Annotated in this window: 28 protein-coding genes, 1 pseudogene and 1 riboswitch; of the genes and pseudogenes, 10 read left to right on the top strand and 19 right to left on the bottom strand. The window is 64.4% G+C overall.

Translation table 11 applies throughout. From position 1 onward, the window contains the following. The first annotated feature begins 15 nt into the window (after positions 1–15). Entirely contained in the window at positions 16–282 is a 267-nt protein-coding gene (locus tag ACP2YP_RS30885) for a DUF2277 domain-containing protein (RefSeq protein ID WP_426419995.1), read from the top strand. A gap of 95 nt (positions 283–377) precedes the next feature. Next, positions 378–593, top strand: coding sequence for a hypothetical protein (locus ACP2YP_RS30880; RefSeq protein WP_426419994.1), 216 nt, complete (start codon positions 378–380; stop codon positions 591–593). Positions 594–602: 9 nt separating this feature from the next. Here the strand turns inward: ACP2YP_RS30880 and ACP2YP_RS30875 are convergent, their stop codons facing one another. Continuing rightward, positions 603–1118: a collagen-like protein gene (locus ACP2YP_RS30875; protein ID WP_426419993.1), complete on the bottom strand. Its 516-nt coding sequence runs from the start codon at positions 1116–1118 to the stop codon at positions 603–605. Between the two features lie 157 nt (positions 1119–1275). On the opposite strand from ACP2YP_RS30875, the gene ACP2YP_RS30870 reads away from it, so the two are divergent. Then, positions 1276–1533, top strand: a complete 258-nt coding sequence (locus ACP2YP_RS30870; RefSeq protein ID WP_426419992.1) for a hypothetical protein — start codon at positions 1276–1278, stop codon at positions 1531–1533. Between the two features lie 16 nt (positions 1534–1549). Here ACP2YP_RS30870 and ACP2YP_RS30865 read toward each other — a convergent pair whose 3' ends face one another. Then, the gene (locus ACP2YP_RS30865; protein WP_237865850.1) at positions 1550–1798 is read right to left on the bottom strand and encodes a helix-turn-helix domain-containing protein; all 249 of its coding nucleotides are present in this window, start codon (positions 1796–1798) and stop codon (positions 1550–1552) included. A gap of 199 nt (positions 1799–1997) precedes the next feature. After that, positions 1998–2765 carry an SDR family NAD(P)-dependent oxidoreductase gene (locus ACP2YP_RS30860; protein WP_426419991.1) on the bottom strand — a complete coding sequence of 256 codons (768 nt, stop codon included), beginning with the start codon at positions 2763–2765 and terminating at the stop codon, positions 1998–2000. A gap of 111 nt (positions 2766–2876) precedes the next feature. Here ACP2YP_RS30860 and ACP2YP_RS30855 point away from each other — a divergent pair, with 111 nt between their 5' ends. Then, positions 2877–3362: a J domain-containing protein gene (locus ACP2YP_RS30855; protein ID WP_426419990.1), complete on the top strand. Its 486-nt coding sequence runs from the start codon at positions 2877–2879 to the stop codon at positions 3360–3362. Between the two features lie 6 nt (positions 3363–3368). Here the strand turns inward: ACP2YP_RS30855 and ACP2YP_RS30850 are convergent, their stop codons facing one another. The 3 genes from ACP2YP_RS30850 to ACP2YP_RS30840 form a co-directional block, all read right to left on the bottom strand. After that, entirely contained in the window at positions 3369–4004 is a 636-nt protein-coding gene (locus ACP2YP_RS30850) for a hypothetical protein (RefSeq protein ID WP_426419989.1), read from the bottom strand. 255 nt (positions 4005–4259) lie between these two features. Beyond that, positions 4260–4520: a hypothetical protein gene (locus ACP2YP_RS30845; protein WP_426419988.1), complete on the bottom strand. Its 261-nt coding sequence runs from the start codon at positions 4518–4520 to the stop codon at positions 4260–4262. Positions 4521–4639: 119 nt separating this feature from the next. Then, on the bottom strand, positions 4640–5026 hold the full coding sequence (locus ACP2YP_RS30840; protein WP_426419987.1) for a RidA family protein: 387 nt from the start codon (positions 5024–5026) through the stop codon (positions 4640–4642). 475 nt (positions 5027–5501) lie between these two features. On the opposite strand from ACP2YP_RS30840, the gene ACP2YP_RS30835 reads away from it, so the two are divergent. Next, positions 5502–5936, top strand: coding sequence for a hypothetical protein (locus ACP2YP_RS30835; RefSeq protein ID WP_148750574.1), 435 nt, complete (start codon positions 5502–5504; stop codon positions 5934–5936). A gap of 242 nt (positions 5937–6178) precedes the next feature. Here the strand turns inward: ACP2YP_RS30835 and ACP2YP_RS30830 are convergent, their stop codons facing one another. From ACP2YP_RS30830 to ACP2YP_RS30820, 3 genes and pseudogenes are all read right to left on the bottom strand, one after another. Next, complete coding sequence (locus tag ACP2YP_RS30830; protein WP_426419986.1) at positions 6179–6871, bottom strand: glutathione S-transferase family protein; 693 nt, start codon at positions 6869–6871, stop codon at positions 6179–6181. Between the two features lie 11 nt (positions 6872–6882). Next, positions 6883–7278: a hypothetical protein gene (locus tag ACP2YP_RS30825; protein WP_426419985.1), complete on the bottom strand. Its 396-nt coding sequence runs from the start codon at positions 7276–7278 to the stop codon at positions 6883–6885. A gap of 142 nt (positions 7279–7420) precedes the next feature. Then, positions 7421–7537, bottom strand: a pseudogene (locus tag ACP2YP_RS30820) (glutathione S-transferase family protein); the annotation flags it as partial. Between the two features lie 144 nt (positions 7538–7681). Here ACP2YP_RS30820 and ACP2YP_RS30815 point away from each other — a divergent pair. Both ACP2YP_RS30815 and ACP2YP_RS30810 read left to right on the top strand, forming a co-directional pair. After that, positions 7682–8119 (top strand): VOC family protein, encoded by a 438-nt coding sequence (locus tag ACP2YP_RS30815; protein ID WP_426419984.1) that lies wholly within the window; start codon positions 7682–7684, stop codon positions 8117–8119. A 181-nt stretch (positions 8120–8300) separates the two neighbouring features. Further along, the gene (locus tag ACP2YP_RS30810; RefSeq protein WP_426419983.1) at positions 8301–9029 is read left to right on the top strand and encodes an SDR family oxidoreductase; all 729 of its coding nucleotides are present in this window, start codon (positions 8301–8303) and stop codon (positions 9027–9029) included. A gap of 232 nt (positions 9030–9261) precedes the next feature. Here ACP2YP_RS30810 and ACP2YP_RS30805 read toward each other — a convergent pair whose 3' ends face one another. Beyond that, positions 9262–9774, bottom strand: a complete 513-nt coding sequence (locus tag ACP2YP_RS30805) for a mismatch-specific DNA-glycosylase (RefSeq protein WP_426426318.1) — start codon at positions 9772–9774, stop codon at positions 9262–9264. 48 nt (positions 9775–9822) lie between these two features. Between ACP2YP_RS30805 and ACP2YP_RS30800 the strand changes: the two genes are divergently transcribed. Beyond that, on the top strand, positions 9823–10368 hold the full coding sequence (locus ACP2YP_RS30800) for an HD domain-containing protein (RefSeq protein ID WP_426426316.1): 546 nt from the start codon (positions 9823–9825) through the stop codon (positions 10366–10368). A 150-nt stretch (positions 10369–10518) separates the two neighbouring features. On the opposite strand, the gene ACP2YP_RS30795 is transcribed toward ACP2YP_RS30800, so the two are convergent. The 7 genes from ACP2YP_RS30795 to ACP2YP_RS30765 all read right to left on the bottom strand — a co-directional run bounded on the left by ACP2YP_RS30795 (position 10519) and on the right by ACP2YP_RS30765 (position 17168). Further along, positions 10519–11280 (bottom strand): hypothetical protein, encoded by a 762-nt coding sequence (locus ACP2YP_RS30795; protein ID WP_426419982.1) that lies wholly within the window; start codon positions 11278–11280, stop codon positions 10519–10521. Between the two features lie 257 nt (positions 11281–11537). Next, on the bottom strand, positions 11538–13436 hold the full coding sequence (gene thiC / locus ACP2YP_RS30790; protein ID WP_426419981.1) for a phosphomethylpyrimidine synthase ThiC: 1899 nt from the start codon (positions 13434–13436) through the stop codon (positions 11538–11540). A 267-nt stretch (positions 13437–13703) separates the two neighbouring features. Next, positions 13704–14312 carry a thiamine phosphate synthase gene (locus ACP2YP_RS30785; RefSeq protein WP_426419980.1) on the bottom strand — a complete coding sequence of 203 codons (609 nt, stop codon included), beginning with the start codon at positions 14310–14312 and terminating at the stop codon, positions 13704–13706. Next, a complete protein-coding gene (locus tag ACP2YP_RS30780; RefSeq protein WP_426419979.1) occupies positions 14299–15081 on the bottom strand; it encodes a thiazole synthase in 783 nt (260 codons plus the stop codon). Before ACP2YP_RS30780 ends, ACP2YP_RS30785 begins: the two co-directional genes overlap by 14 nt. Positions 15082–15278: 197 nt before the next feature. Continuing rightward, positions 15279–15476: a sulfur carrier protein ThiS gene (thiS, locus tag ACP2YP_RS30775; RefSeq protein ID WP_426419978.1), complete on the bottom strand. Its 198-nt coding sequence runs from the start codon at positions 15474–15476 to the stop codon at positions 15279–15281. Then, positions 15467–16486, bottom strand: coding sequence for an FAD-dependent oxidoreductase (locus ACP2YP_RS30770; RefSeq protein WP_426419977.1), 1020 nt, complete (start codon positions 16484–16486; stop codon positions 15467–15469). The genes thiS and ACP2YP_RS30770 overlap by 10 nt, the downstream gene beginning before the upstream one ends. Next, positions 16474–16602, bottom strand: a riboswitch (TPP riboswitch). It overlaps the preceding gene by 13 nt. Before the next feature lie 26 nt (positions 16603–16628). Beyond that, positions 16629–17168, bottom strand: coding sequence for a transglycosylase SLT domain-containing protein (locus ACP2YP_RS30765; protein WP_426419976.1), 540 nt, complete (start codon positions 17166–17168; stop codon positions 16629–16631). A 221-nt stretch (positions 17169–17389) separates the two neighbouring features. Between ACP2YP_RS30765 and ACP2YP_RS30760 the strand changes: the two genes are divergently transcribed. Next, the gene (locus ACP2YP_RS30760) at positions 17390–17590 is read left to right on the top strand and encodes a hypothetical protein (protein ID WP_426419975.1); all 201 of its coding nucleotides are present in this window, start codon (positions 17390–17392) and stop codon (positions 17588–17590) included. A 3-nt stretch (positions 17591–17593) separates the two neighbouring features. Here the strand turns inward: ACP2YP_RS30760 and ACP2YP_RS30755 are convergent, their stop codons facing one another. Further along, entirely contained in the window at positions 17594–18919 is a 1326-nt protein-coding gene (locus tag ACP2YP_RS30755; protein WP_426419974.1) for an ATP-binding protein, read from the bottom strand. A 14-nt stretch (positions 18920–18933) separates the two neighbouring features. Next, complete coding sequence (locus ACP2YP_RS30750) at positions 18934–19674, bottom strand: response regulator (RefSeq protein WP_426419973.1); 741 nt, start codon at positions 19672–19674, stop codon at positions 18934–18936. A gap of 180 nt (positions 19675–19854) precedes the next feature. Between ACP2YP_RS30750 and ACP2YP_RS30745 the strand changes: the two genes are divergently transcribed. Then, entirely contained in the window at positions 19855–20430 is a 576-nt protein-coding gene (locus ACP2YP_RS30745; protein WP_426419972.1) for a hypothetical protein, read from the top strand. Positions 20431–20617 lie beyond the last annotated feature (187 nt).

Genomic DNA, 20617 nt, shown 5'->3' with positions numbered 1-20617 from the left:
ATCGGGAGAGACTGCATGTGCCGCAACATCAAAACGCTGTTTAATTTCGAGCCGCCGGCGACGGAGGACGAAATCAATGCCAGCGCGCTCCAGTTCGTGCGAAAACTCTCCGGCTTCAACAAGCCGTCGCAGGCCAATGAGGCGGCATTCGACCGCGCGGTCGCTGAGGTCTCGGAGGCTGCGCGAAAACTGCTGACCTCGCTGCACACCCATGCACCGACGCGCGACCGCGAGGTCGAGGCAGAGAAAGCGAAGGAGCGCTCGCGGTTGCGCTTCGGTTAGGGTTCCCCCAGGCACGACCGTGATCTGGCTCACGGAAGTCGTGGCCCTCACGCGCGATGATGTTCGCCGGGGTTTTGATAACCCGGAGCACGATCATGAGCCGCCCCCTTCTTCCGCTGAAAGCAGGTGCCATCATTTTCACGCTGTTGTGGACCGCGTGGATGATGTGGTGGAGCGGCTCGTTCTCGAGCGCGTACGTGGTGATCCTGGCCGTTTGCGGCGCGGCGGTCGGCTATCTCTGGTACCGCGCCATGCGCTGGCAATTCGAGCGCATGGGCATGCTGCCAAGGCGTGAGGATCAGGCGAAGTAGCCGCTGCTGCTAGTCCTTGTGGCCGTGCTTCTTCTTCTTTCTCTTCTTCTTGTCGTCGCCTTCGACCTCGTCGCTCTCGTCGTCGGATGGCGCATCGTCAGCTTCGTGCACGGCGGCTTCGAGGGCCGCCCGTTCGGCGGCCTCCTGCTCGCGCTGGCGGCGGCGTTCGTCCCAGGCGTCGAACAGCTGCTCGAGCCACGGCAGCACCTGCTCGATCGACGGCAATTGGCCGGGCGGGCCGGCCTCGCCGCGCGGGCCTTGAGGACCGGCGGGACCTTGCGGACCCACGGCGCCCTGCGGTCCAGCTGCGCCCCGTGCGCCGGCTTCGCCTGGCTTGCCCGGCAGACCGGCCTTACCTTGCGGTCCGGCCTTTCCGGCCGGTCCCGGCTTGCCCTGCGGTCCCGGCTTGCCGCGTGCGCCGTCGGGGCCCCGCTTGCCTGGATGACCTTGCGGCCCCGGCCGTCCCGGCTCGCCCTGCCGTCCGCGCGGACCTTGAGGTCCCTGCCGTCCCTGTTCGTCTGCCACGCCGCTGCTCCTTCTGCGCACGCAAGCTACTTAGCGGCGTTTGACGACGGCAGCAATTCCGCCCGCGCATCCTGCCGGGCATGATCAACATCAATCGGCGCCGCGGGGCGCCGTGTCATAGATGACGCACGGCCTCAACCCTTGCGAGGAACCACCGATGCGCGCAGCGTGGAAAGTCCTTTGCCTGGCTGCGATCATCTTCGCGGCGGCGGTCGGCCTCGCCCATCTGCTGGTGCCCGATGTCGTGCCGGTCGGTTACGCCGAGGAGCCGCAGGCGTCATGGGCGATCCTGACGGCCTTCGTCCTGCGCGCGGTCGCGCTGACAGCGGCCTGGGTCGCGATTATCACGTTGTCGCTGCTCGTCGGCGCCAAGCTGTATCAGATGGTCTTCCGAACGATACCGCGCGCGGAATGATTGGCGCCGTCACGCGCTAATCGTGATACGCCGGCACCTCGATGCCGGAGGCCGCGTAGATCCTGATCTTGTTGCGCAGCGTGCGCACCGACAGGCCGAGCACGCGCGAAGCACGCGTGCGGTTGCCGTCGCAGCGTGCGAGCGTCTGGAGCACGAGCTCGCGCTCGACCTCGCCGACGGTCGCGCCGATCAACAGTGGAACGATCTCGTTGGGTGCAAGGAATTGCGCGCCCTGCTCGGGCGCCGCGACATGAACAGTGGTCATCAACACACTCCCCGATCAACGCCCGCTTCCATCGTTGGAAGCGGATCGAGAACAAACGACCCCCAAGCCGTGGATCTACGGTGGGCGGGTTTGGTTAATGAAAGGTTAATTGCGAGCGATCGCACCAATTGACCTTGGGAATGCCGCCGCATTGCCGCGATTGGCACGAGATGCATAGCGAGGCGGACCGATTTCGCGCTCACACCGTGCGATACCCGCCGTCCACCATCACGATCGTTCCCGTGACGTAAGATGACAGGTCCGAGGCGAGGAAGATCGCGGGGCCGACGATGTCCTCGGGCTTGCCGGTGCGCGCGAGCGGTGTGTGATCGACGAAGGCCTGCACCAGCGCCGGATTGGTGGCGCGTACATTGGCGTTGATGTTGGTCTCGATGAAGCCAGGCCCAATCGCGTTGACGCGCACGCCTTCCTTGCCGAGCTCGACTGCGAGCGCCTTGGTGAAGCCAAGCACGCCGTGTTTGGAAGCGGTGTAGGCCGCCGAGCTCGGCGTGCGCAGATGCACGAAGGACTGGATCGAGCCGATATTGACGATGCGGCCCTTGCTTGCGCGCAGGGGGCTAAGGAACGCCTGCGTCGTGTTGAAGACGCCGTTGAGGTTGAGCGAGATGATGTCGTTCCAGTCCTTCGCCACCGTCTCGGTCTCCGCGGTGAAGGCATTGCGGCGGGTGATGCCGGCATTGTTGACGAGGATCGAGACCTGTCCGACCTTGTCGGCGACTTGCTTTGCCAGCCCAAAGCAGTCGTCACGCCTGGTCACGTCGAGCGCGAAGCTCTCGGCCCGACCGCCGGCCTTGCGGATCTCCGCGGCGGCCTCCGCGACCGTGTCGGCGTTAACGTCGAGCAGCACGACCTGCGCCCCCTCGCGGGCGTAGCCGGCAGCGATCGCCCGGCCGATGCCGGAACCGGCGCCCGTGACGACAGCGATATGGTTTGCCAGCAATGCCATGACAATTTCCTCCCGGATTCGTTTCTAAGTTTCATGAAAGGCTAACCCGAAATTAAGGGGTCGGAAACGGCCGCCTTGGCATACTCATCTCCATTGCTAAACGTTGCGCGCATGATGGAACGACTGGAATCCTGGAAATTGGCGCTCGAGCGCCTGCGATCGGCGGAATTCGCCGACTGGGCCGAGGCAGGCCGGCTCGTCGCCGAGATCGCGCGGATGAGCCTTGATGCCACGCTGCGGCAGGCCGCCGAGCAGGCATTGCCCGTGCTGCGCCAGGCCGCCGACAATGACGATCATGGCGTCACGCTGGCGGCGCGGCGCCGCGTCGGCGTGGTCCTCGATGTCGTCCATGATCTGACAGCGCCACGCTTCGGCCGCCGCAACGCCGCGCCGAAGAAATTGTCCAGCGAGGATCGCGCCCGCAAGATGCTGGGCCTTCCGCTCGCGGTGCAGCTCACGTGCGACGACATCAACCAGGCCTATCGCCGCGCCGCCAAGGGCGTGCATCCCGACCAGGGCGGCAGTGCGCAGGCCTTCATCGACCTCGCCGCCGCACGCGATGTTTTGATTCATCCCGGCGCGCACAAGGACGCGTGAGAGCGCTCAGCTCTTGTTCACGCAGCTCGGATAGGGCGCGGCTTCGCCCGGGATGATCGGGCAGAGGTCGATCGGACTGAGATCGCGCAGGCGCGCTTCCCAGCGTTCGTCGTTGACCGGCGGCTCGTCGCTTTCGGGGCCGCGCTCGGCCCATTGGATGGTGTAATAGTCGGTCGCACCCTTGAGCGTGACCAGCAGCGCGGTTTCGCTGTGCCGCGTCGGGCCGCTGTCGATACGGCCGCAACCGATCACGGCGACAAAGCCCTCGAAGCGGCCGAATCTCGTCTCGCCCAGGGGCCTGGCGGCAAAGCTGTCGGGGCAGGCCGTCTTGAACCCGCCTGCGATGGTGCCTGCGAAAATCTGCGGCGAGCTACCTGGCGTCAATGTCATGCCCTTCTCGCCGGTGACCGTGATCATCTGCGTCCAGCGCTCGGGCGTCTCGCCCTTGAGCACGGCTTCGCGGATGTAGTGGCCGCCCTTGGTGTTCTCGAACGCCGCGACAAAATCCGACGGCATCGTGAAGCTGACGAGCTGGCCGAAGATCGGCGAGATCACGCGGAGCGATTGCGGGGCCTGCGCCTGCGCCGCTGCGAGCAGGAGTGATGCGGCGAGAGCCGCAGCTGTCGTCGTCCGTGCGCACATCGACCTGCTCCAAATCCGCAAGGTGAAAAAACGACCGGGCAAGGATGCTAGCAGCGCATCCTTGCCCGGCCCTTGTCGTCCGCCGATCGAATTCTTACCAGCTGCAGTGACCGGCCTTCAACGCGTGATCCTTCAGGGCGAGGGCGTCGAGGAAGGTCGGCACGGAGGCGCTGGCGCGATGGTAGCCGGCCCAGCGCAAAAGGAAAGGGCGGGCTGCTCGCGCAACCCGCCCTCAAGCTGGATTGGCCGATCGGCTCAGAGCATGCAGCGGCGCTCGGCGCGCATCTTGATCTGGAGCTCGGAGGCAGCCGTGAAGGTCGGGAGCGGCTTGCTGACGATCTTGTAGGTCGAAGCGCCCCACTGGAACGGCTTGTAGCGGAGATCCTCGTTCCAGACCTGGCAGATGCCGGTGTTGTCCCAGCGGATCACGTAATAGCCGGCCGCTGCGGATGCAGGCACGGCAAACACGGAACTGGCGATGCCGGCAACGGCACAAAGGGCGAGAACGCGACGCATGAAAAACCTCCTGATGGGAACGTGACGAGAGACTGGTGCGGCAAAATGGTGCAGCTTGCAAGCCGCAGGGTGACCGATCACGGATATGTCAGGTAGACCCCCGTTGACTATCCCTTGGACTATCCCTTCGCCAGCGAGGCCACCGCCTCGATCTCGATCAGCATCTTCGGATCGGGCAGCGCCTGCACCACGCAGGTGGTGCGTGCGGGAAAGGGCGGCGGGCCGAACGCGCCGGCATAGAGCGCGTTCATCGCGGCAACGTCTGAGGCGCGGGTCAAGAGCACGTTGACCTTGACGAGATTGCGCGTCGTTGCGCCGGCCTCGTCCAGCACGCGCTTGATGTTGACGACGACGTTGGCGAACTGCGCCTCGAAGCCGTCAGGCAGCGCGCCGTGGGCGTCGAAGCCGGGAATGCCGGACACGAACAGCAGGTCGCCGACGCGCGTCGCGAAGGAGAGCGGCGGCGCCTTGACGTGCGGCGGAGGCGCAAAGTGCTGGATCGGCATGGGGACCTCGGATGCAACGGGGGAGTTCGCAGCAGCGTAGCGGCATGCGCGGCGTGCTCCAACACAAAACGCGAAAACAACCCCATGCACAGTAGAAATGATTGGCAAAATTGGAATTCGGGAAGGCAGAAATATTTGGTTGACCTGTCGGGCAAAACAGGGGCAGGATGACATGATGGGGATGGCGCGTCGATGTGCGCAGGCGGCTTACGTCGCCTCGTGGCCCGCTGGCGGGGGGAGGCCGGAATCCATCCACCCGTCATTGCGAGCGCAGCGAAGCAATCCAGACTGTCTCCGCGGAGAGATCCTGGATTGCTTCGCTGCGCTCGCAATGACGGAGAATGAGGACCTTGCGCGAACCCAGCCGCCACCGCACTTGCGGAAATTCCCCCATCATGTTGCCGCCGCGATCGATCGGATAGATTGCGGCATCTGATTCGTTCTCTCCCTAAAAAATAGCCCCCGGAGACGCCCCATGAAGATTGCTTCCACCTTGCGTGCCGCGCTGGTCGCCATCGCCGCGCTCGCCGGCCTCTCGACCGCGGCGCAGGCCGATGGCGGCACAGTGGTGCTGACGATCTACAAGGCGGGCTGGTTCATCGGCGGGTCCGGCGGAAGCGGGGTGCTGAACTTCCGCGGCCGTTCCTATTCGCTCTCGACCGGCGGGCTCGATTACGGCCTGGTCTTCGGCGGCTCCAAGACCGTGCTGCGCGGCCGCGTCTCCAACATCAACCGTCCCTCGGATGTCGCCGGCGTCTATGGCGCTGCCGGTGCCGGCCTCGCCGTCGGCCGCGGCGCCCGCGCCATCGTGCTGACCAACCAGAAGGGCGCGGTGCTGGAGCTGTCGGGCTACCAGACCGGCCTGATGGCGAATGCCGATCTGAGCGGGCTCGCGATCACGATGCGATAAGAAGAGGTGCCGTAGGGTGGGCAAAGGCGCGTCAGCGCCGTGCCCACCATCTATCAACGCTCCCGGTGTTGATCCTCATGGTGAGGAGGCGCGAAGCGCCGTCTCGAACCATGAAGGCCCGCCTCTCGCCCGCGGCCATCCTTCGAGACGGCCGCTTTGCGGCCTCCTCAGGATGAGGTCGGTGATCGCGGTGACAAAGTTGGTGGGCACGCTTCGCTTTGCCCACCCTACGAGACCGGGGACTATGCGCTCACCATCGCATGAACCCGCTCGCAATGCGCGACGAGGTTCTTCTGCGCCTCGACGAACGCCTTCAGCGGCGTCGGGATCGGAAAGTAATAGATATTGGCGATGAAGCCGTAGATGCCGGCATCGCAGCTGGTCGGCCGCTCGCTATCGACAAAGCCGTTCGCGGGCACGATCTCGGCCAGCACCTGCAGATCGGCAAGGCCCCGTGCGTAAGCCTGCTCGGGCGTGTAGCGGCCGATGCCCTGGTAGTGATAGCGCTGCGCGTTGTAGGCCTTCGCTTTCTCGAAGCCATCAGCGTCGATCTGCTTATGCTGGGCGATGAAGCCATCGCGAAACGCGGGGTAGTAACGCTCGTCCTTCCAGCGCGAATACGACATTACCCAATAGAGATCATCCAGCATGCGGGTGACGAGATGATGGGTCCGGCGCTGCGCAGGCGACAGCGCGGCATCGATGCTCAGATGATATTTTGCGATCGCGTGCGCGATGATCGTCTCGCTGTCGCCGATGGTCTCGCCGTCATCGACGACATAGGGCAGCTGCCCGCGCGGTGCTGTGGAGGCATCGAACACGTGCTCGTGCACGAACGGCACGCCGGCGAGCTTCAGGAAGGCGTAGACCTTGAGCCCGTAGCCGTTGTTGTCGGCGACGCCGAAGAGCTCCGGATACGAATAGAGCGTCAGCATGGATCCTCCCTTTACTCGCGGGCCGGTTCGTTCGCCCGTTTGCCGGCGGCGCTCGCCTGCGCGCGCTTGCTGGAGCGGATCATCAGGAACGACCCTGATGTGCCCGGCAGGCGCCAGCGCCCGTCGATCTCGGTCGCCTCTCCATTCATGATGCCGTCATAGTGGACAATGCCGAAGCCGTAGCCGGGCGGCTCATAGCGTTTGACGAACGACACGACGTGGCCCGCGCGATGGCCCGTGATCGAGGCGCTGTGGGTGCGCAAGGGGCAGCGCGGATTCGAGCAGGGCTCGGTGACGCTGCCGCTGATCGCGCCGCCGGCCTCGACCAGCGTCGCCGTGAACGTGACCATTCCCGTGCCGGGTTGGATGTAAGTGCCGTCCCAGACACCGGAGAGATCGTCGCTCATGGCGGCGGCTTCCTCGATATGTGCGCCGGTTGAGGCCCGGCTGTTCCACCTCAAGTTCTTCCACCGGAAGTCGTATCGCTGCCATCACGCCCTGGCAATAGTCCGCGAGCGACGTCGATTGACCGGAGGACGTTTGGCCTCATCAACGCGTTGATGCGGCAGTAAAAACCGCGAATTGAGCATCGAAAGCGCGGCGGAAGGCCGGCCTCGCTTCGCCGCGCGCGACATAGGTGGAAAGGCTGGAATATTCGCCCAGTATCTTGCCCTCTCCCTCCCTACGAATTGCCGTTGGCGATAGGGTCAAAAAAATCCCGCCCCCCTGTCGGGACGCCCGTCCCTCCCTCGTCCTTGGACCAGCGGCGCACGGCCGCGTGTCCGGCTTGAAGCGAAAGGATATCCGCCCATGACCTCCATCACGCCGTTCCTCTGGTTCGACAACAACGTCCCGGAGGCCGTCGCCTTCTACAAATCGGTGTTCCCCAACGCGAAAGTCGAGACCGTCAGCGACTTCATGGCGGTGTTCGAGCTCGAAGGCCAGCGCTTCCACGCGCTCAATGGCGGGCCGCAACATCGCTTCAACGAGGCGGTGTCGTTCTTCATCAGCGTGGAGACGCAAGGCGAGGTGGATCATTTCTGGGAGAAGCTCACGGCCGACGGCGGCGAGGAATCCCGCTGCGGCTGGTTGAAGGACAAATTTGGCCTGTCCTGGCAGGTGGTCCCGACCGCGCTTGGCCGCTACCTCGGCGACCCCGACCGCACCAAGGCCAACCGCGTCATGCAGGCGATGATGGGGATGCGGAAGATCGTGATTGCGGAGTTGGACAAGGCGTATGCGGGGTGATGGTGCTGTAGGGTGGGCAAAGGCGCGCTCTTCGCGCGCCGTGCCCACCATGCTGACGGATTTGCGGAGACATGGTGGGCACGGCGCTTCGCGCCTTTGCCCACCCTACGAAGCCGGCGATCCACTTCGCCAATTTGCCTGAGATCGCTATACTGCTGACCATCAGCTGGATGGTGATCCCATGACGAGAGAATTGGAAGGCAAGGTTGCCGCCGTGACCGGGGCCGCGTCGGGCATCGGGTTGGCGAGTGCCGAGGCGATGCTGGCCGCAGGCGCGCGGGTGGTGATGGTCGACCGCGACGAGGCCGCGCTGAAGGCGCTCTGCAACAGGCATGGCGACGCGGTGATCCCGCTGGTCGTCGACCTCTTGGATCCCAAAGCCTGCGCAACGCTGCTGCCGCGCGTCCTGGAGCAGGCAGGGCAGCTCGACATCCTGCATGCGAATGCGGGCACCTATGTCGGTGGCGACCTGGTCGATGCCGACACGATGGCGATCGACCGGATGCTGAACCTGAATGTCAACGTCGTGATGAAGAATGTGCACGACGTGCTGCCGCACATGATCGCGCGCCGGACCGGCGACATCATCGTCACGAGCTCGCTGGCGGCGCATTTTCCGACGCCGTGGGAACCGGTCTATGCGTCATCCAAATGGGCGATCAACTGCTTTGTCCAGACGGTACGGCGCCAGGTCTTCAAGCACGGCATTCGCGTGGGCTCGATCTCGCCCGGCCCGGTCGTCACCGCACTGCTCGCGGACTGGCCGCCCGAGAAGCTGCAGGAAGCGAGGGACTCCGGCAGCCTGCTGGAGGCCAGCGAAGTGGCTGAAGTGGTGATGTTCATGCTGACACGGCCGCGCGGCATGACAATTCGCGACGTGGTGATGATGCCCACCAATTTCGATCTTTAGGGCGTGTGCCGACGGTGATACCTCCTCATGGTGAGGAGGCGCGAAGCGCCGTCTCGAACCATGCAGGCCCGCATCTCGCCCGTCGCCATCCTTCGAGACGACCGCTTCGCGGTCTCCTCAGGATGAGGTCTGTGCGTGTGGCGCGCTCTCGTAGGGTGGGTTAGCGAAGCGTAACCCACCTCTTTAGTTTCCGCGGCGACAGAAGTGGTGGGTTACGCTACGCTAACCCACCCTACAAGCCGATCCACTTCGCCAACTCCCGCCACGGCTCCAGCGTCCAATGCCCTGACGCCGCACCGGACGGCGAGGGCAGCACAAAAATCTCCGGCCAGCCCTCGTCGCGCGGCTGCCGCCCGAGCGCAATTCCGCTCGACGGCCTGCCATAAAACAAGCTCGCCCCCTTCTTGCTCGTGAACGCAATCGTCCGCGGCCGATACTTTTCGATCTTGGCCCTGAACCCCGGCACGTCGATCGTCTCACGCGCGATCTGATGATCCATCCCGGCGCCCGACTTGGAGAGATCGGTGAAGCCGATCCCGAGCTCGATCAGCGCCGCGAACTCACCCGGCTGATACCGCCGCGGCGTGATCCCGGCCTCGTGGATCGCGCGCCAGAAGCGGTTGCCGGGATGGGCGTAGTAGTGCCCGACCTCGGCCGAGCGCGTGCTGGCGGCGGTGCCGACGAAGACGAGGCGGAGGTATTCGCGGAGCTGATCTGGGAGGCGGTGGAGATCGCGGTCGGACATCTTGAGCAATGGCTACCATCTCCCCAGCATTCATCCTATACCTCGGCGATGGACCGCCAAGAACTGGCTGCTGCCTACACGACGCCCGGCCGCCATTATCACAACCTCGCGCATATCGAGGATTGCCTGGCCGCACTTGTGCAGGTGGACGGTATCTCGGCTCACGAGCGCGAGATCCTGACCGAAGCGATCTGGTGGCACGACGTCGTTTACGATCCGACCCGACGGGACAACGAAGAGCTCAGTGCCCAACTGGCCGAACGGCATGTGCGCGTCGATATCATTCACGAGGTCGGCCGCCTGATCCGGCTGACGAAATCTCACGATGTCGCGGCGGATGATCGGCTTGGAGCCATCCTGATCTCGATCGATCTCAGTATCCTGGGCGCGGAGCCGACGCGCTATGACGCCTATGCCGCCGCGATCCGGCAGGAGTTCATCCACGTCAGCGACGCCGACTATCGAGAGGGGCGCGCCGCGGTGCTCCGCAGGTTCGCCGCCCGCCCGGTCATCTATCCTGACGCTGGTTTTGCCACGAAATATGATCAGCGAGCCCGCGATAATCTCGCGCGTGAATTGGCGTCGTTAAGTTGAGCGGCGTAGTGTGGGTTAGCCGCTCACAAGCGTAGTCGTTCGACACGCGACGGCGTAAGGCGTAACCCACCACGTCTGGAGAGGCTTTGGATGGCAAGTGGTGGGTTACGCTACGCTAACCCACCCTACGGGCTCGCTGCGCAGGGTAGGTCAGCGTGGCGTAGCCCACCAATCGTCCAGCATCCTGCGTGCTGTCACGAGCATTGGCACAAGCAATCGCCCTGCAACGGTCATGCAGCCGGGGCCGTGCTGCTCTTCTTTCTCCTTGAGAATGCCGGCAGCAACAAGCGCGTCGCGATCATCCGGGCAAAATTCGGATGATTTTCGATCCAATTCCTCGAGGCTGAGTGAAGTTGCGAGAATGCAGGCGCCCGTGCCGCGATGTCCTGCGGTCTGTGCGATTGATTTGAGAATCAGCTTGTAAGCGCGCGTCGCCGTTATCTGGTGGTCCCAAGGCGATTGCAGCCACCAATTGCCGGCAACGATCCGCGCGGTAGAGACGATGCCGGCGTGGTAGGACGTCGTTGGGTCGCCAAAGCTCGTAGAAAATGCATAGCGCCAGTTCCAAGCCTCGACCTTCATATCGTACGGAATAAGAAGGTACTTGAACGAAGGCGCATTTCCTTCGTTTTCCGTTCGCTGGATGAAGCGGTCTGCCACCTTGGTGACCTCGAACTGCGTGGGCGTTGCGCGCAATTCGGGTCTGAGTGGAAGGTCGAGAGCCTGCACAGAGATGGGTGCGGTGAGCACGCGCTGAAGCGCGCAAACCAGCGGATGAACGAACTCTGTGCGCTTCAAGTCTGATTGGATATAAAGCACGACCTCTGCAGGCGCGATCGGCCCGCCGGCCACGCGCGGCTGCTCCTGCGCCGGCGCACCTGAAACGCCGGCGACTAGGAAAAAGAATATCACATGATGTAATCTGTACTTCAAAGGTGCGATACCGCTCGCGCCACAACGTCTTGCGTTCTACCTTACATCGATATGAAGCGAATTCGCGACCAACGGAGGCAGAGACTTCACAGAGTAGGTTAGCGAGGTGTAACCACTATGTTGAAGAAGAAAGCGAATGATGATTCTGCCCTCGCTCTTCGAGCTATGGCCGATTGTCGTAAACAAAAAGGCCGGGCTTTCGCCCGGCCTTCAACGCAAGTCCAGCTCGAGCACCCTCACAACACCCGATTGCTCTCCTTCACCTTCTCCGCATCCAGATACACGCTGCTCCCCATCTCCTTGAACTTCGCGCTCATCTGCTTCATGCCGTCCTCGGCCGTCCCGCTCATCGACATCCCCACCGAGTTCGGATCGTTCAGCGTCGCCGCGTAGTCCCGCACGTCCTGCGTGATCTTCATCGAGCAGAATTTTGGGCCGCACATCGAGCAGAAATGGGCGACCTTGTGGGCTTCCTTCGGCAGGGTCTCGTCGTGGAAGTTTTTTGCGGTGTCGGGATCGAGGCCGAGGTTGAACTGGTCGGTCCAGCGGAAGTCGAAACGGGCGCGGGAGAGGGCGTCGTCGCGCAGTTGCGCGGCGGGGTGGCCCTTGGCGAGATCGCTGGCGTGGGCCGCGATCTTGTAGGTGATGACGCCGGTCTTGACGTCGTTGCGGTCGGGCAGGCCGAGATGCTCCTTCGGCGTCACGTAGCAGAGCATGGCGCAGCCGAACCAGCCGATCATGGCCGCACCGATGCCCGAGGTGATGTGGTCATAGCCCGGTGCGATGTCGGTGGTCAGCGGTCCAAGCGTGTAGAACGGCGCCTCGCCGCACTCCTTGAGCTGCTTGTCCATGTTGATCTTGATCTTGTGCATCGGCACGTGGCCGGGGCCTTCGATCATGACCTGGCAGCCCTTGTCCCACGCGATTTTCGTCAGTTCGCCGAGCGTTTCGAGTTCGGCAAACTGCGCGCGGTCGTTGGCGTCCGCGATCGAGCCCGGACGGAGGCCATCGCCGAGCGAGAACGAGACGTCATACTTGCGCATGAGGTCGCAGATCTCGTCGAAATGCGTATAGAGAAAGCTTTCCTTGTGATGCGCCAGGCACCACTTCGCCATGATCGAACCACCGCGCGAGACGATGCCGGTGACGCGGTTGGCAGTGAGGTGGATGTATTGCAGGCGCACGCCGGCGTGGATCGTAAAGTAGTCGACGCCCTGCTCGCACTGCTCGATCAGCGTGTCCTTGTAGAGCTCCCAGGTCAGCTGCACGGGGTCGCCGTTGCACTTCTCCAGCGCCTGATAAATCGGAACGGTGCCGATCGGCACCGGCGCGTTGCGCAAGATCCATTCGCGGGTGGTGTGGATGTTGCGGCCCGTCGAGAGGTCCATCACGGTGTCGGCGCCCCAGCGGATCGCCCACACCATCTTCTCGACCTCTTCCTCGACCGACGACGTCACCGCCGAATTGCCGATATTGGCGTTGATCTTGGTCAGGAAGTTGCGGCCGATGATCATCGGCTCGAGCTCGGAGTGATTGATGTTGGAGGGGATGATGGCGCGGCCGCGCGCGATCTCGCTGCGCACGAACTCCGGCGTGATGAAGGCGGGGACTTCCGCGCCAAAGCTTTCGCCGTCGGCAAGGGCTGCTTCCGCGCGCTCGAGCTGCTGCTTGCGGCCGAGATTTTCGCGGGCGGCGACGTAGATCATCTCCTTGGTGATGATGCCGGCGCGGGCGAATTCGAGCTGGGTGATCTTGTGGCCGTCGAGGCCGCGTAATGGCTTGTGATAGGCCGAGAAGGAGCGCGCGGCGTTGTCGGCGGAGACGCTGCCGTTGTCCTCCGGCTTGATCTGGCGCCCGTCATACTCCTCGACGCCGCCGCGCTCCAGCACCCATGATTTGCGGCCGCGCGCGAGGCCGGCGTTGACGTCTATGGTAACGGACGGATCGGTGTAGGGGCCCGAGGTGTCGTACACCGGCAGGTTCGGCTCGCCGGCGCCTTCGGACAGGATGATCTCGCGCAGCGGCACGCGCAGGTCGGGCGCGGCGTCGGGCGAGGCGAAGATTTTTCGCGACGAGGGCAGCGGGCCGGTGGTAACGGCGGGAACGGTTTTTTCGGGGTTGGAGCGGATGTTCATGGGATCCTCCGGTTACTCTTAATTCCTGGGTGCAATTTCAATCTCGTCATCCTGAGGTGCTCGCGGAATGCGAGCCTCGAAGGATGAACGAGCCGGGCCGTCACCCTTCGAGGGCCGCTTGCGCGGCCACCTCAGGGTGACGGGGTGAAGAGTGCTTCTCCGTCATTGCGAGCGCAGCGAAGCAATCCAGATTCTCTCTGCGGAGGCAGTCTGGATTGCTTCGTCGCAAGTGCTCCTCGCAATGACGGCGTGGAGAGAGTGTGTCCATCACGCCGCCTCTTTCGACCGGCCGAGCCATTGCCGCACCCGCGCATCCGGGTCGGCGTTTTGGGTGACATCGGAAACGACGGCGATGGAATCGGCGCCGGCGGCAAAGATTTCCGCGGCGTGCTCGAACTTGATGCCGCCGATCGCGACCAGCGGGATTGAGCCGATGCGCTTCTTCCACTCCGTGATCTTCGGAATGCCCTGCGGTTCGAACCGCATCGATTTGAGCGTGGTGAAGAAGATCGGGCCGAGCGCGACGTAGTCGGGTTTTGCCGCGAGCGCCGTCTCAAGCTCCGCGTCGTCGTGGGTGGAGACGCCGAGCGACAGGCCGGCCTCGCGGATCGCCTTGAGGTCGGCATCAGCAAGGTCCTCCTGGCCGAGATGCAGATATTTTGCACCCGCGACGATCGCCGCGCGCCAATAGTCGTTCACGACCAGCTTGGCTTGCGTGCCCTCAGTGATCGCCAGCGCGTCGGTGACGATCTGGAGCGCTTGCGAGTCGTCGAGATCTTTCGTGCGCAGCTGAATGGTGCCTACGCCGAGCTTGGTCAGGCGCTCGACCCATTTGAGGCTGTCGACGACGGGATAGAAGCGATCAGGATATTGCATGCCAGAACGGGGTCCCAACGACAGGAGTGGAGGGGGAGGCGAAATCGCGGGCGTTCATCAGCCCGGCCTCGTATGCGGTGCGGCCGGCCTCGATGCCGAGGCGGAAGGCGTTGGCCATGGCGACCGGGTCGGCGGCCTTTGCGATCGCGGTGTTGAGCAGCACGGCGTCATAGCCGAGCTCGAGCGCCTCGGCGGCATGCGAGGGCGCGCCGATGCCGGCGTCGACCACCAGCGTGATGTCCGGCAGACGCTCGCGCAGCAGCTTCAGCGCGTCGCGATTGGTGATGCCGCGGGCCGAGCCGATCGGCGCGGCCCATGGCATCACCACCTTGCAGCCGGCATCGACCAGCCGGTTTGCGACCGAAAGATCCTCGGTGCAATAGGGGAACACTTCAAAGCCGTCCTTGATCAGGATGGCGGCGGCCTCGACCAGGCCGACGACATCGGGCTGCAGCGTGTCGTTGTCGGCGATCACTTCCAGCTTGATCCAGGAGGTGCCGAACAATTCGCGCGCGAGTTTTGCGGTGGTCACCGCTTCGCGCACGCTGCGGCAGCCGGCGGTGTTCGGCAGCACGGTGACGTCGAGCTCGCGGATCAGCTTCCAGAACGCGTCCCCGGTCTTGCCGCCGGCGGATTCGCGCCGGAGCGAGACGGTGACGATGTTCGAGCCGGAGGCGCGGATCGCGTCCTGCATGATCGCAGGCGAGGGGTAGAGCGCGCTGCCGATCAGCAGGCGGGAGGCGAAGGTTTTGCCGTAGAAGGTCACCATGAAGGTGTCTCCTCAGATGCAGTGCGCTCCCTCGCCCCGCTTGCGGGGAGAGGGTTGGGGTGAGGGGGAGTCTCCGCAGGCGAGGTGAGAGTCGGACTCGCGGAGAGTCCCCCTCACCCGGAATTTGCTTCGCAAATTCCGGCCTCTCCCCGCAAGCGGGGAGAGGCGAAGCAAGACGATAGCTGGGCTTAGCATCCTCACCCTCCCTGCCGCGGCGTGATGATCTCGACCTCGTCGCCGGCCTTCAGGTGGGTCTCGGCCCAGCGGCTTTTCGGCACGACGTCGTAGTTGAGCGCGATGGCGAAATGGGTGCCTTCGTAGTCGAGCTCGCCGAGCAGCGCGTCGACGCTTCCCGAATTCACCTCGCGCTGCTCGCCGTTGATGATCACGCGCATTGCATCACCTCATTGTCGATCTGGCCGCGCTCGACATAGGAAAGCGTCAGCTCGGCGAGTGCCGGCGCGAGCAGGAAGCCGTGGCGGTAGAGCCCGTTGACGCTGATCTTGCCGCAGCGCACGCCGATGCGCGGCAGATTGTCGGGAAAAGCGGGGCGCAGGCCCGAGCCGAATTCGACGATGCGGGCCTCGCCAAAGGCCGGATGCACGGCATAGGCCGCGCCCAGCAGCTCCAGCGCCGAGCGGACGCTGACGCCGGTGTCCTCGGCCTCGATCGAGGTCGCGCCCAGCATGAACAGATTGTCCTCGCGCGGGATCACGTAGAGCGGCCAGCGCGGATGGATCAGCCGCACCGGGCGCGAAAGCTGTATCTCGCTGGTCTCGATCAGGATCATCTCGCCTTTGACGCCGCGAAGCTCGCTTTGCTCGTCGCGCGCGGACAGGCCGCGGCAGTCGATCACGATGCCGTCGAGGCCTTGCAGATCCTGGGCGGTGACGTCGCTGCCGAACTTGATGGTGCCGCCGGCCGCAACGATGCGCTCGTGCAGTTTTGGCAGCACGCGACGCGGCTCGACATGACCTTCGGTCGGGAAAAACAGCGCATCGCGGAAGCGGCCTTCCAGCGAGGGCTCCAGCTCGGCGAGGCCTGCCGCATCGAGCCGGCGGTGGCCCTCGGTCATCCGCGCAAAGCGCTCGAAATCGTTGCGCTCGCGCGGATGGGCGACGACGAGCGAGCCGTTGAAGGGGGTATCCGGCAATTCGCGCCGCCAGATGTCGAGCGAGCGCAGACCCAAGCGGCTGATGATGGGTTCGGCGACCTCCGCCTCGCAATAAGGCGCGAGCATGCCGCCGGCCCAATGGCTGGTGGCGTCGGTCATTCCTGCGTCACTGCGCTCGTGTAGCGTCACGGAATGGCCGGCCTGCGCGAACAACAGCGCCTGCCAGGCTCCGGCTATGCCTGCACCGATGATAGATACCGGAGACTCCGGTCGCTTGGTCGTCTGCAACATCCCTGTCCCTTCGCCGGCATGACCCGGATCAGGTTCAAAGGGTCACCGCGGTCCTGGGCCTTCTGACCCATTTAGCGGTATCTCAGCTCCTCCTCGGAGCACCCCTCGGAACGGCTCTAATGTAGGCTAGTGACGGCTGGTGTCAACGCATGTTCCCGGGAACTTGCGCCCGCGCATTGCGGATATGTTGCGCCAGCTTGCGATGCGGTGCGGCGCCGAACATCGGCTGCGGATTGCCGTTCGGCTCGAGCTGAGGCTCGAAGCTCGCCTGCTGCACGGCTTGCTGGCGCTGCCGCTTTGCAGCGTAGTAATAGCCGCCCGCGAAATAACGCACGGCTCGGTCGTGGTCGCCATTTGCGGCGTGGTAGGCGCCGGCGAGGTATTTGACCGCATAGGTGAGATTGGTGTTGGGGTCGCGCAGGCCGGCGGCATCGCCGGAGTAGCCGAGGCCGCGGGCGGTCGCGAGCTTGATCTGCATCAGCCCGACCGTGCCGCCATGGCCGACCAGACCAGGCTGGTAGCGGCTCTCGCGCATGATGACGCGATGCACCAGCGCCTCCGGCACGCCGTTGGCGCGCGCATGCATGGCAACCATCTCGGCATAGTCGGCCTGGCCTGCGAAAGCGGCCTGCGGTGACATCAGTCCGGCCGCGACGAATGCGGCGACGCGTAAAATTTTCATCAGATATCCTTCGGCACAACCTGCGCCCTTGTGCGTTAGGGCGCGGGAACGCGGCGATGATGTGGCGAAACCATCTGCGATTTTCGCCGGGGCCGTCGCTTTTACGACTCAAACATGAGTTAACAGGGGTCTCGGCGGAGTGCCCACGCGACAGCAGGTCTGTCCATTCGTGCTTTCGCCCAAAAACGCCTACCCAAAAACGGCAATTCGGGAGGACGTCCATGACCACAGTACACATCGACGACATCCCCAAGCAGAACCCCTGTGCCCAGTGCGGCGCGCCGATCGCGCAGCCCGACTGGATCGAGCCGGGCGAAGGGCGGGTTTCCTATCTCTGGACATGCCACGCCTGCGGCTATCGCTTCGAGGCGATCGCGATCTTCGACGAGCCCGTCGTCGAATATCCGCCGCTCGCGGCTTAAGATTTACGCCGCGAGCCGCGGCCGCTGCCACACCGGCAATTGCATCCGCACGATCAGTCCGTGCGGCTGACGGTCGTGCAACGATAGCTCGCCGCCATGGGCGAGCGCGATGGCGCGCGCGATCGACAGGCCGAGGCCGAAGCCGGTGGACTCGTCCATGGTGCGCGCGTCGTCGCCGCGCACGAACGGCTCCAGCATCTCCTGCTTGCGCGCGTCCGAAATGCCGGGGCCGTCATCCTCGACGTCGATGACGAGCCTGCTGCCGTCGACATCGAGGCGGATCGTCACCTCGGCGCCGAAGCGCACCGCGTTCTCAACCAGATTGGTGACGCCGCGGTGCAGATCGTCCGGCCGCGCCGCGGCGGTCGCCGACAGCGGTCCCTCGTAATGCACGACATGGCCCATGTCGCCGAACTGGTCGGCGATCAGCTGCAGCGTGCTGGCGATATCGACCAGCGTCACCGCCTCGATCTTGCGGTCGTTGCGCAGCAATGACAGCACGGATTCCAGCATCGAGCGCATCTGGTCGAGGTCGATCAGCATGCGCTTGCGATTGCCCTCATCCTCGATGAACTCGGCGCGCAGGCGCAGCCGCGTGATCGGGGTGCGCAGATCGTGGCTGATCGCAGCGAGCATGCGGGTGCGATCCGACATCAGCCGCGCGATCCGCTCATGCATGCGGTTGAGCGCGCGGGCCACTGAGCGGATCTCCTCCGGGCCGCGCTCGGGCAGCGGCTCGGCGGCGCCGTCCAGGCTGAAATTCTCGGCCGCCTTGGCAAAGGACGACAACGGCGTCGCCAGGGCGCGCGCCGCCCACAGGCCGAGCACGCTGATGCAGATGAAGGCGGTCATCAGCGTGATGAGCCACGGTGCGCCCCAGAACCACGGCCGCGGGCCGTTCTCGACATGGCCCGCGACCACGGTGCCGTCAGGCAATTCCACGCCGATGCGGTGGACGCCGCCCTCGGGCGCGAGCTGCACCACCTTGTAGCCGCGGCCGAGATGGCGGCGGAGCCCGTGCAGGTGTTGGCTTTCGCTGTCCTCGACCACCGTCGCCGTGCCCGGCGCGTGCGTCTCGATGTTGAGCTTCGGGAAGGCGCGCGCGAGATCTGCGGTGAGGCGCGGCCGGTCCTCCGGCCCTGCCGAGCCGAGCAGCAGCGCTGCGTCCATCAATTGGGGCGCGCCGTCGGGCGGTGCGTCCGGTCGGTCGGGCCGGCTGATCAGGAAGGCGGTGGTGACGACGAGATGCAGCGCGACGGTCGAGGCCAGCACCAGCGCGGCGATCTGCCCGCCGATCCCCTTGAGGTGGAAGAACCCGAACGGCCTCATCGTCGCACGCCCCGTCAGCTGCTCAAGGGCGTCGTAACCGCTTCCGTTCTGGGCGTAAACAAATAACCGCCGGAACGCACCGTCTTGATGATAGTGGGATCGGCCGGATTGGGCTCGATCTTGCGGCGGATGCGGCTGACCAGCACGTCGATCGAGCGTTCGAACGAGCCGGTGTTGCGGCCCTGCGTGAGGTCGAGCAGGCTGTCGCGCGACAGCACGCGGCCGGGACGTTCGCAGAACGTCCGGAGCAGGTCGAACTCGGCGCTGGTCACCGCGACGCGCGCGCCTTCCGGATTGCGCAGCTCGCGCAGCCGCAGGTCGATGCGCCAGCCTTCGAAGGCGAGCGTGGAGGCGCCCTCGATCGAGCTCGCGGCCTGTGCGGAGGCCTGACGCCGCAGCACCGCGTTGATGCGGGCGAGCAGCTCGCGCGGGTTGAACGGCTTCGGCAGATAATCGTCCGCACCCATCTCGAGGCCGACGATACGGTCGACGTCCTCGCCGCGCGCGGTCAGCATGATGATCGGCGTCTGTGCTTCGGCGCGCACCTTGCGGCACAGGCTGAGACCGTCCTCGCCCGGCAGCATGACGTCGAGGATGATGAGATCAACGCGGTGGTCGGCCATGGCACGCGACATCTCGCGCCCGTCGCTCACAGCGGTCACGTTGCAGGAGTTGTTGCGGAGATATTTCGCAATCAACGTCCGGGTTTCGCGGTCGTCCTCGACGACCAGGATGTTGGGAGAAGGAATGGCCATGAGCTTTATTTGTCCAAGATTCGGGCCAAATGGCGAAGATTTTTGTTACAGTTTGTTTCTGGATATGTTTCCGCAACACCCCGCAACGACCGCGTAGTCGTACGGCAAGGTCTCGTTAAGGCCGTTAACCATACCGTGGCGCCGGAATGCACGAAACCCCGCAAAAACCACGGTGCCATCATGACCTCGATTTCGGCGGCCTCCGCCGGTAACTACCAGTCGCCGCTGCAGAAGCTGCAGCAGGAATTGCAATCGGAAGTTTCCAACGGCACGATCTCGTCGTCGGACCAGTCCGCGCTCACGACCGCCCTGCAAGACATCGACACCGCGCTTCAGCAGAGCAAGTCCAGCGATCAGTCGAGCGGCACCAAGCCGTCCAAGGACGGCCTGAAATCGAAGATCGACGATCTCATCTCCAACGAGGTCTCGAACGGGACGTTGACGTCGAGCCAGGCCGACGAGCTGAAGGGCGTGTTTCAGTCCGCCTTCTCCAAGGGATCCGGCGGTCCCGGCGGCGCGGGTGGCCCGCCTCCCGGTCCGCCGCCGTCGGATGACGGCTCTTCGAATTCCGCGTCGTCCACGGACCAGACGAGCAGCAGCAGCTCGACTGATTCCAGCACGGCCAAGATCCTCGAGCAGTTCATCCAGGCGCTGCAGCAGTCGCAGTCCTCGAGCTCGTCCTATGGTGCCAATGGCACGACGAGCTCGTCGGGCAATTCGGATTTTTCGGCGCTGCTGATCGACTACAAGAGCTGACCTGGGCGACGCGGGTCGGCGCGTTCCTCGCCGCGATCGTGTGACATCCCAGGGCGCGTGATCGTCGGCGGGGAACCGCAAAACGTTCCTGTGTGACGCAGGAACCTTCCCCGCAATGCAGCGCCGCAATGGCGCAACGAAATTGCCGCAGCTCAGGAACTGCACGTGATCGTGGCTGTTCTCTCCG

Source organism: Bradyrhizobium genosp. A, from assembly GCF_049949275.1.
GTDB lineage: Bacteria > Pseudomonadota > Alphaproteobacteria > Rhizobiales > Xanthobacteraceae > Bradyrhizobium.
The sequence above is the reverse complement of the archived record's forward strand: the minus strand, read 5'-3'. Positions and strand labels throughout refer to the sequence as shown.

Excerpts from the sequence above, each read along its gene's own strand:
- ACP2YP_RS30760 (WP_426419975.1), top strand. The coding sequence starts at position 17,390 with ATGACCACAGTACACATCGACGACATCCCCAAGCAGAACCCCTGTGCC.
- ACP2YP_RS30865 (WP_237865850.1), bottom strand. The coding sequence starts at position 1,798 with ATGACCACTGTTCATGTCGCGGCGCCCGAGCAGGGCGCGCAATTCCTT.
- ACP2YP_RS30825 (WP_426419985.1), bottom strand. The coding sequence starts at position 7,278 with ATGAGCGACGATCTCTCCGGTGTCTGGGACGGCACTTACATCCAACCC.
- thiC (WP_426419981.1), bottom strand. The coding sequence starts at position 13,436 with ATGAACATCCGCTCCAACCCCGAAAAAACCGTTCCCGCCGTTACCACC.
- ACP2YP_RS30745 (WP_426419972.1), top strand. The coding sequence starts at position 19,855 with ATGACCTCGATTTCGGCGGCCTCCGCCGGTAACTACCAGTCGCCGCTG.
- ACP2YP_RS30770 (WP_426419977.1), bottom strand. The coding sequence starts at position 16,486 with ATGTTGCAGACGACCAAGCGACCGGAGTCTCCGGTATCTATCATCGGT.
- ACP2YP_RS30845 (WP_426419988.1), bottom strand. The coding sequence starts at position 4,520 with ATGCGTCGCGTTCTCGCCCTTTGTGCCGTTGCCGGCATCGCCAGTTCC.
- ACP2YP_RS30815 (WP_426419984.1), top strand. The coding sequence starts at position 7,682 with ATGACCTCCATCACGCCGTTCCTCTGGTTCGACAACAACGTCCCGGAG.
- ACP2YP_RS30830 (WP_426419986.1), bottom strand. The coding sequence starts at position 6,871 with ATGCTGACGCTCTATTCGTATCCGGAGCTCTTCGGCGTCGCCGACAAC.
- ACP2YP_RS30750 (WP_426419973.1), bottom strand. The coding sequence starts at position 19,674 with ATGGCCATTCCTTCTCCCAACATCCTGGTCGTCGAGGACGACCGCGAA.
- ACP2YP_RS30850 (WP_426419989.1), bottom strand. The coding sequence starts at position 4,004 with ATGTGCGCACGGACGACGACAGCTGCGGCTCTCGCCGCATCACTCCTG.
- thiS (WP_426419978.1), bottom strand. The coding sequence starts at position 15,476 with ATGCGCGTGATCATCAACGGCGAGCAGCGCGAGGTGAATTCGGGAAGC.
- ACP2YP_RS30810 (WP_426419983.1), top strand. The coding sequence starts at position 8,301 with ATGACGAGAGAATTGGAAGGCAAGGTTGCCGCCGTGACCGGGGCCGCG.
- ACP2YP_RS30870 (WP_426419992.1), top strand. The coding sequence starts at position 1,276 with ATGCGCGCAGCGTGGAAAGTCCTTTGCCTGGCTGCGATCATCTTCGCG.
- ACP2YP_RS30855 (WP_426419990.1), top strand. The coding sequence starts at position 2,877 with ATGATGGAACGACTGGAATCCTGGAAATTGGCGCTCGAGCGCCTGCGA.
- ACP2YP_RS30835 (WP_148750574.1), top strand. The coding sequence starts at position 5,502 with ATGAAGATTGCTTCCACCTTGCGTGCCGCGCTGGTCGCCATCGCCGCG.
- ACP2YP_RS30860 (WP_426419991.1), bottom strand. The coding sequence starts at position 2,765 with ATGGCATTGCTGGCAAACCATATCGCTGTCGTCACGGGCGCCGGTTCC.
- ACP2YP_RS30805 (WP_426426318.1), bottom strand. The coding sequence starts at position 9,774 with ATGTCCGACCGCGATCTCCACCGCCTCCCAGATCAGCTCCGCGAATAC.
- ACP2YP_RS30765 (WP_426419976.1), bottom strand. The coding sequence starts at position 17,168 with ATGAAAATTTTACGCGTCGCCGCATTCGTCGCGGCCGGACTGATGTCA.
- ACP2YP_RS30880 (WP_426419994.1), top strand. The coding sequence starts at position 378 with ATGAGCCGCCCCCTTCTTCCGCTGAAAGCAGGTGCCATCATTTTCACG.
- ACP2YP_RS30755 (WP_426419974.1), bottom strand. The coding sequence starts at position 18,919 with ATGAGGCCGTTCGGGTTCTTCCACCTCAAGGGGATCGGCGGGCAGATC.
- ACP2YP_RS30840 (WP_426419987.1), bottom strand. The coding sequence starts at position 5,026 with ATGCCGATCCAGCACTTTGCGCCTCCGCCGCACGTCAAGGCGCCGCCG.
- ACP2YP_RS30785 (WP_426419980.1), bottom strand. The coding sequence starts at position 14,312 with ATGCAATATCCTGATCGCTTCTATCCCGTCGTCGACAGCCTCAAATGG.
- ACP2YP_RS30800 (WP_426426316.1), top strand. The coding sequence starts at position 9,823 with ATGGACCGCCAAGAACTGGCTGCTGCCTACACGACGCCCGGCCGCCAT.
- ACP2YP_RS30780 (WP_426419979.1), bottom strand. The coding sequence starts at position 15,081 with ATGGTGACCTTCTACGGCAAAACCTTCGCCTCCCGCCTGCTGATCGGC.
- ACP2YP_RS30885 (WP_426419995.1), top strand. The coding sequence starts at position 16 with ATGTGCCGCAACATCAAAACGCTGTTTAATTTCGAGCCGCCGGCGACG.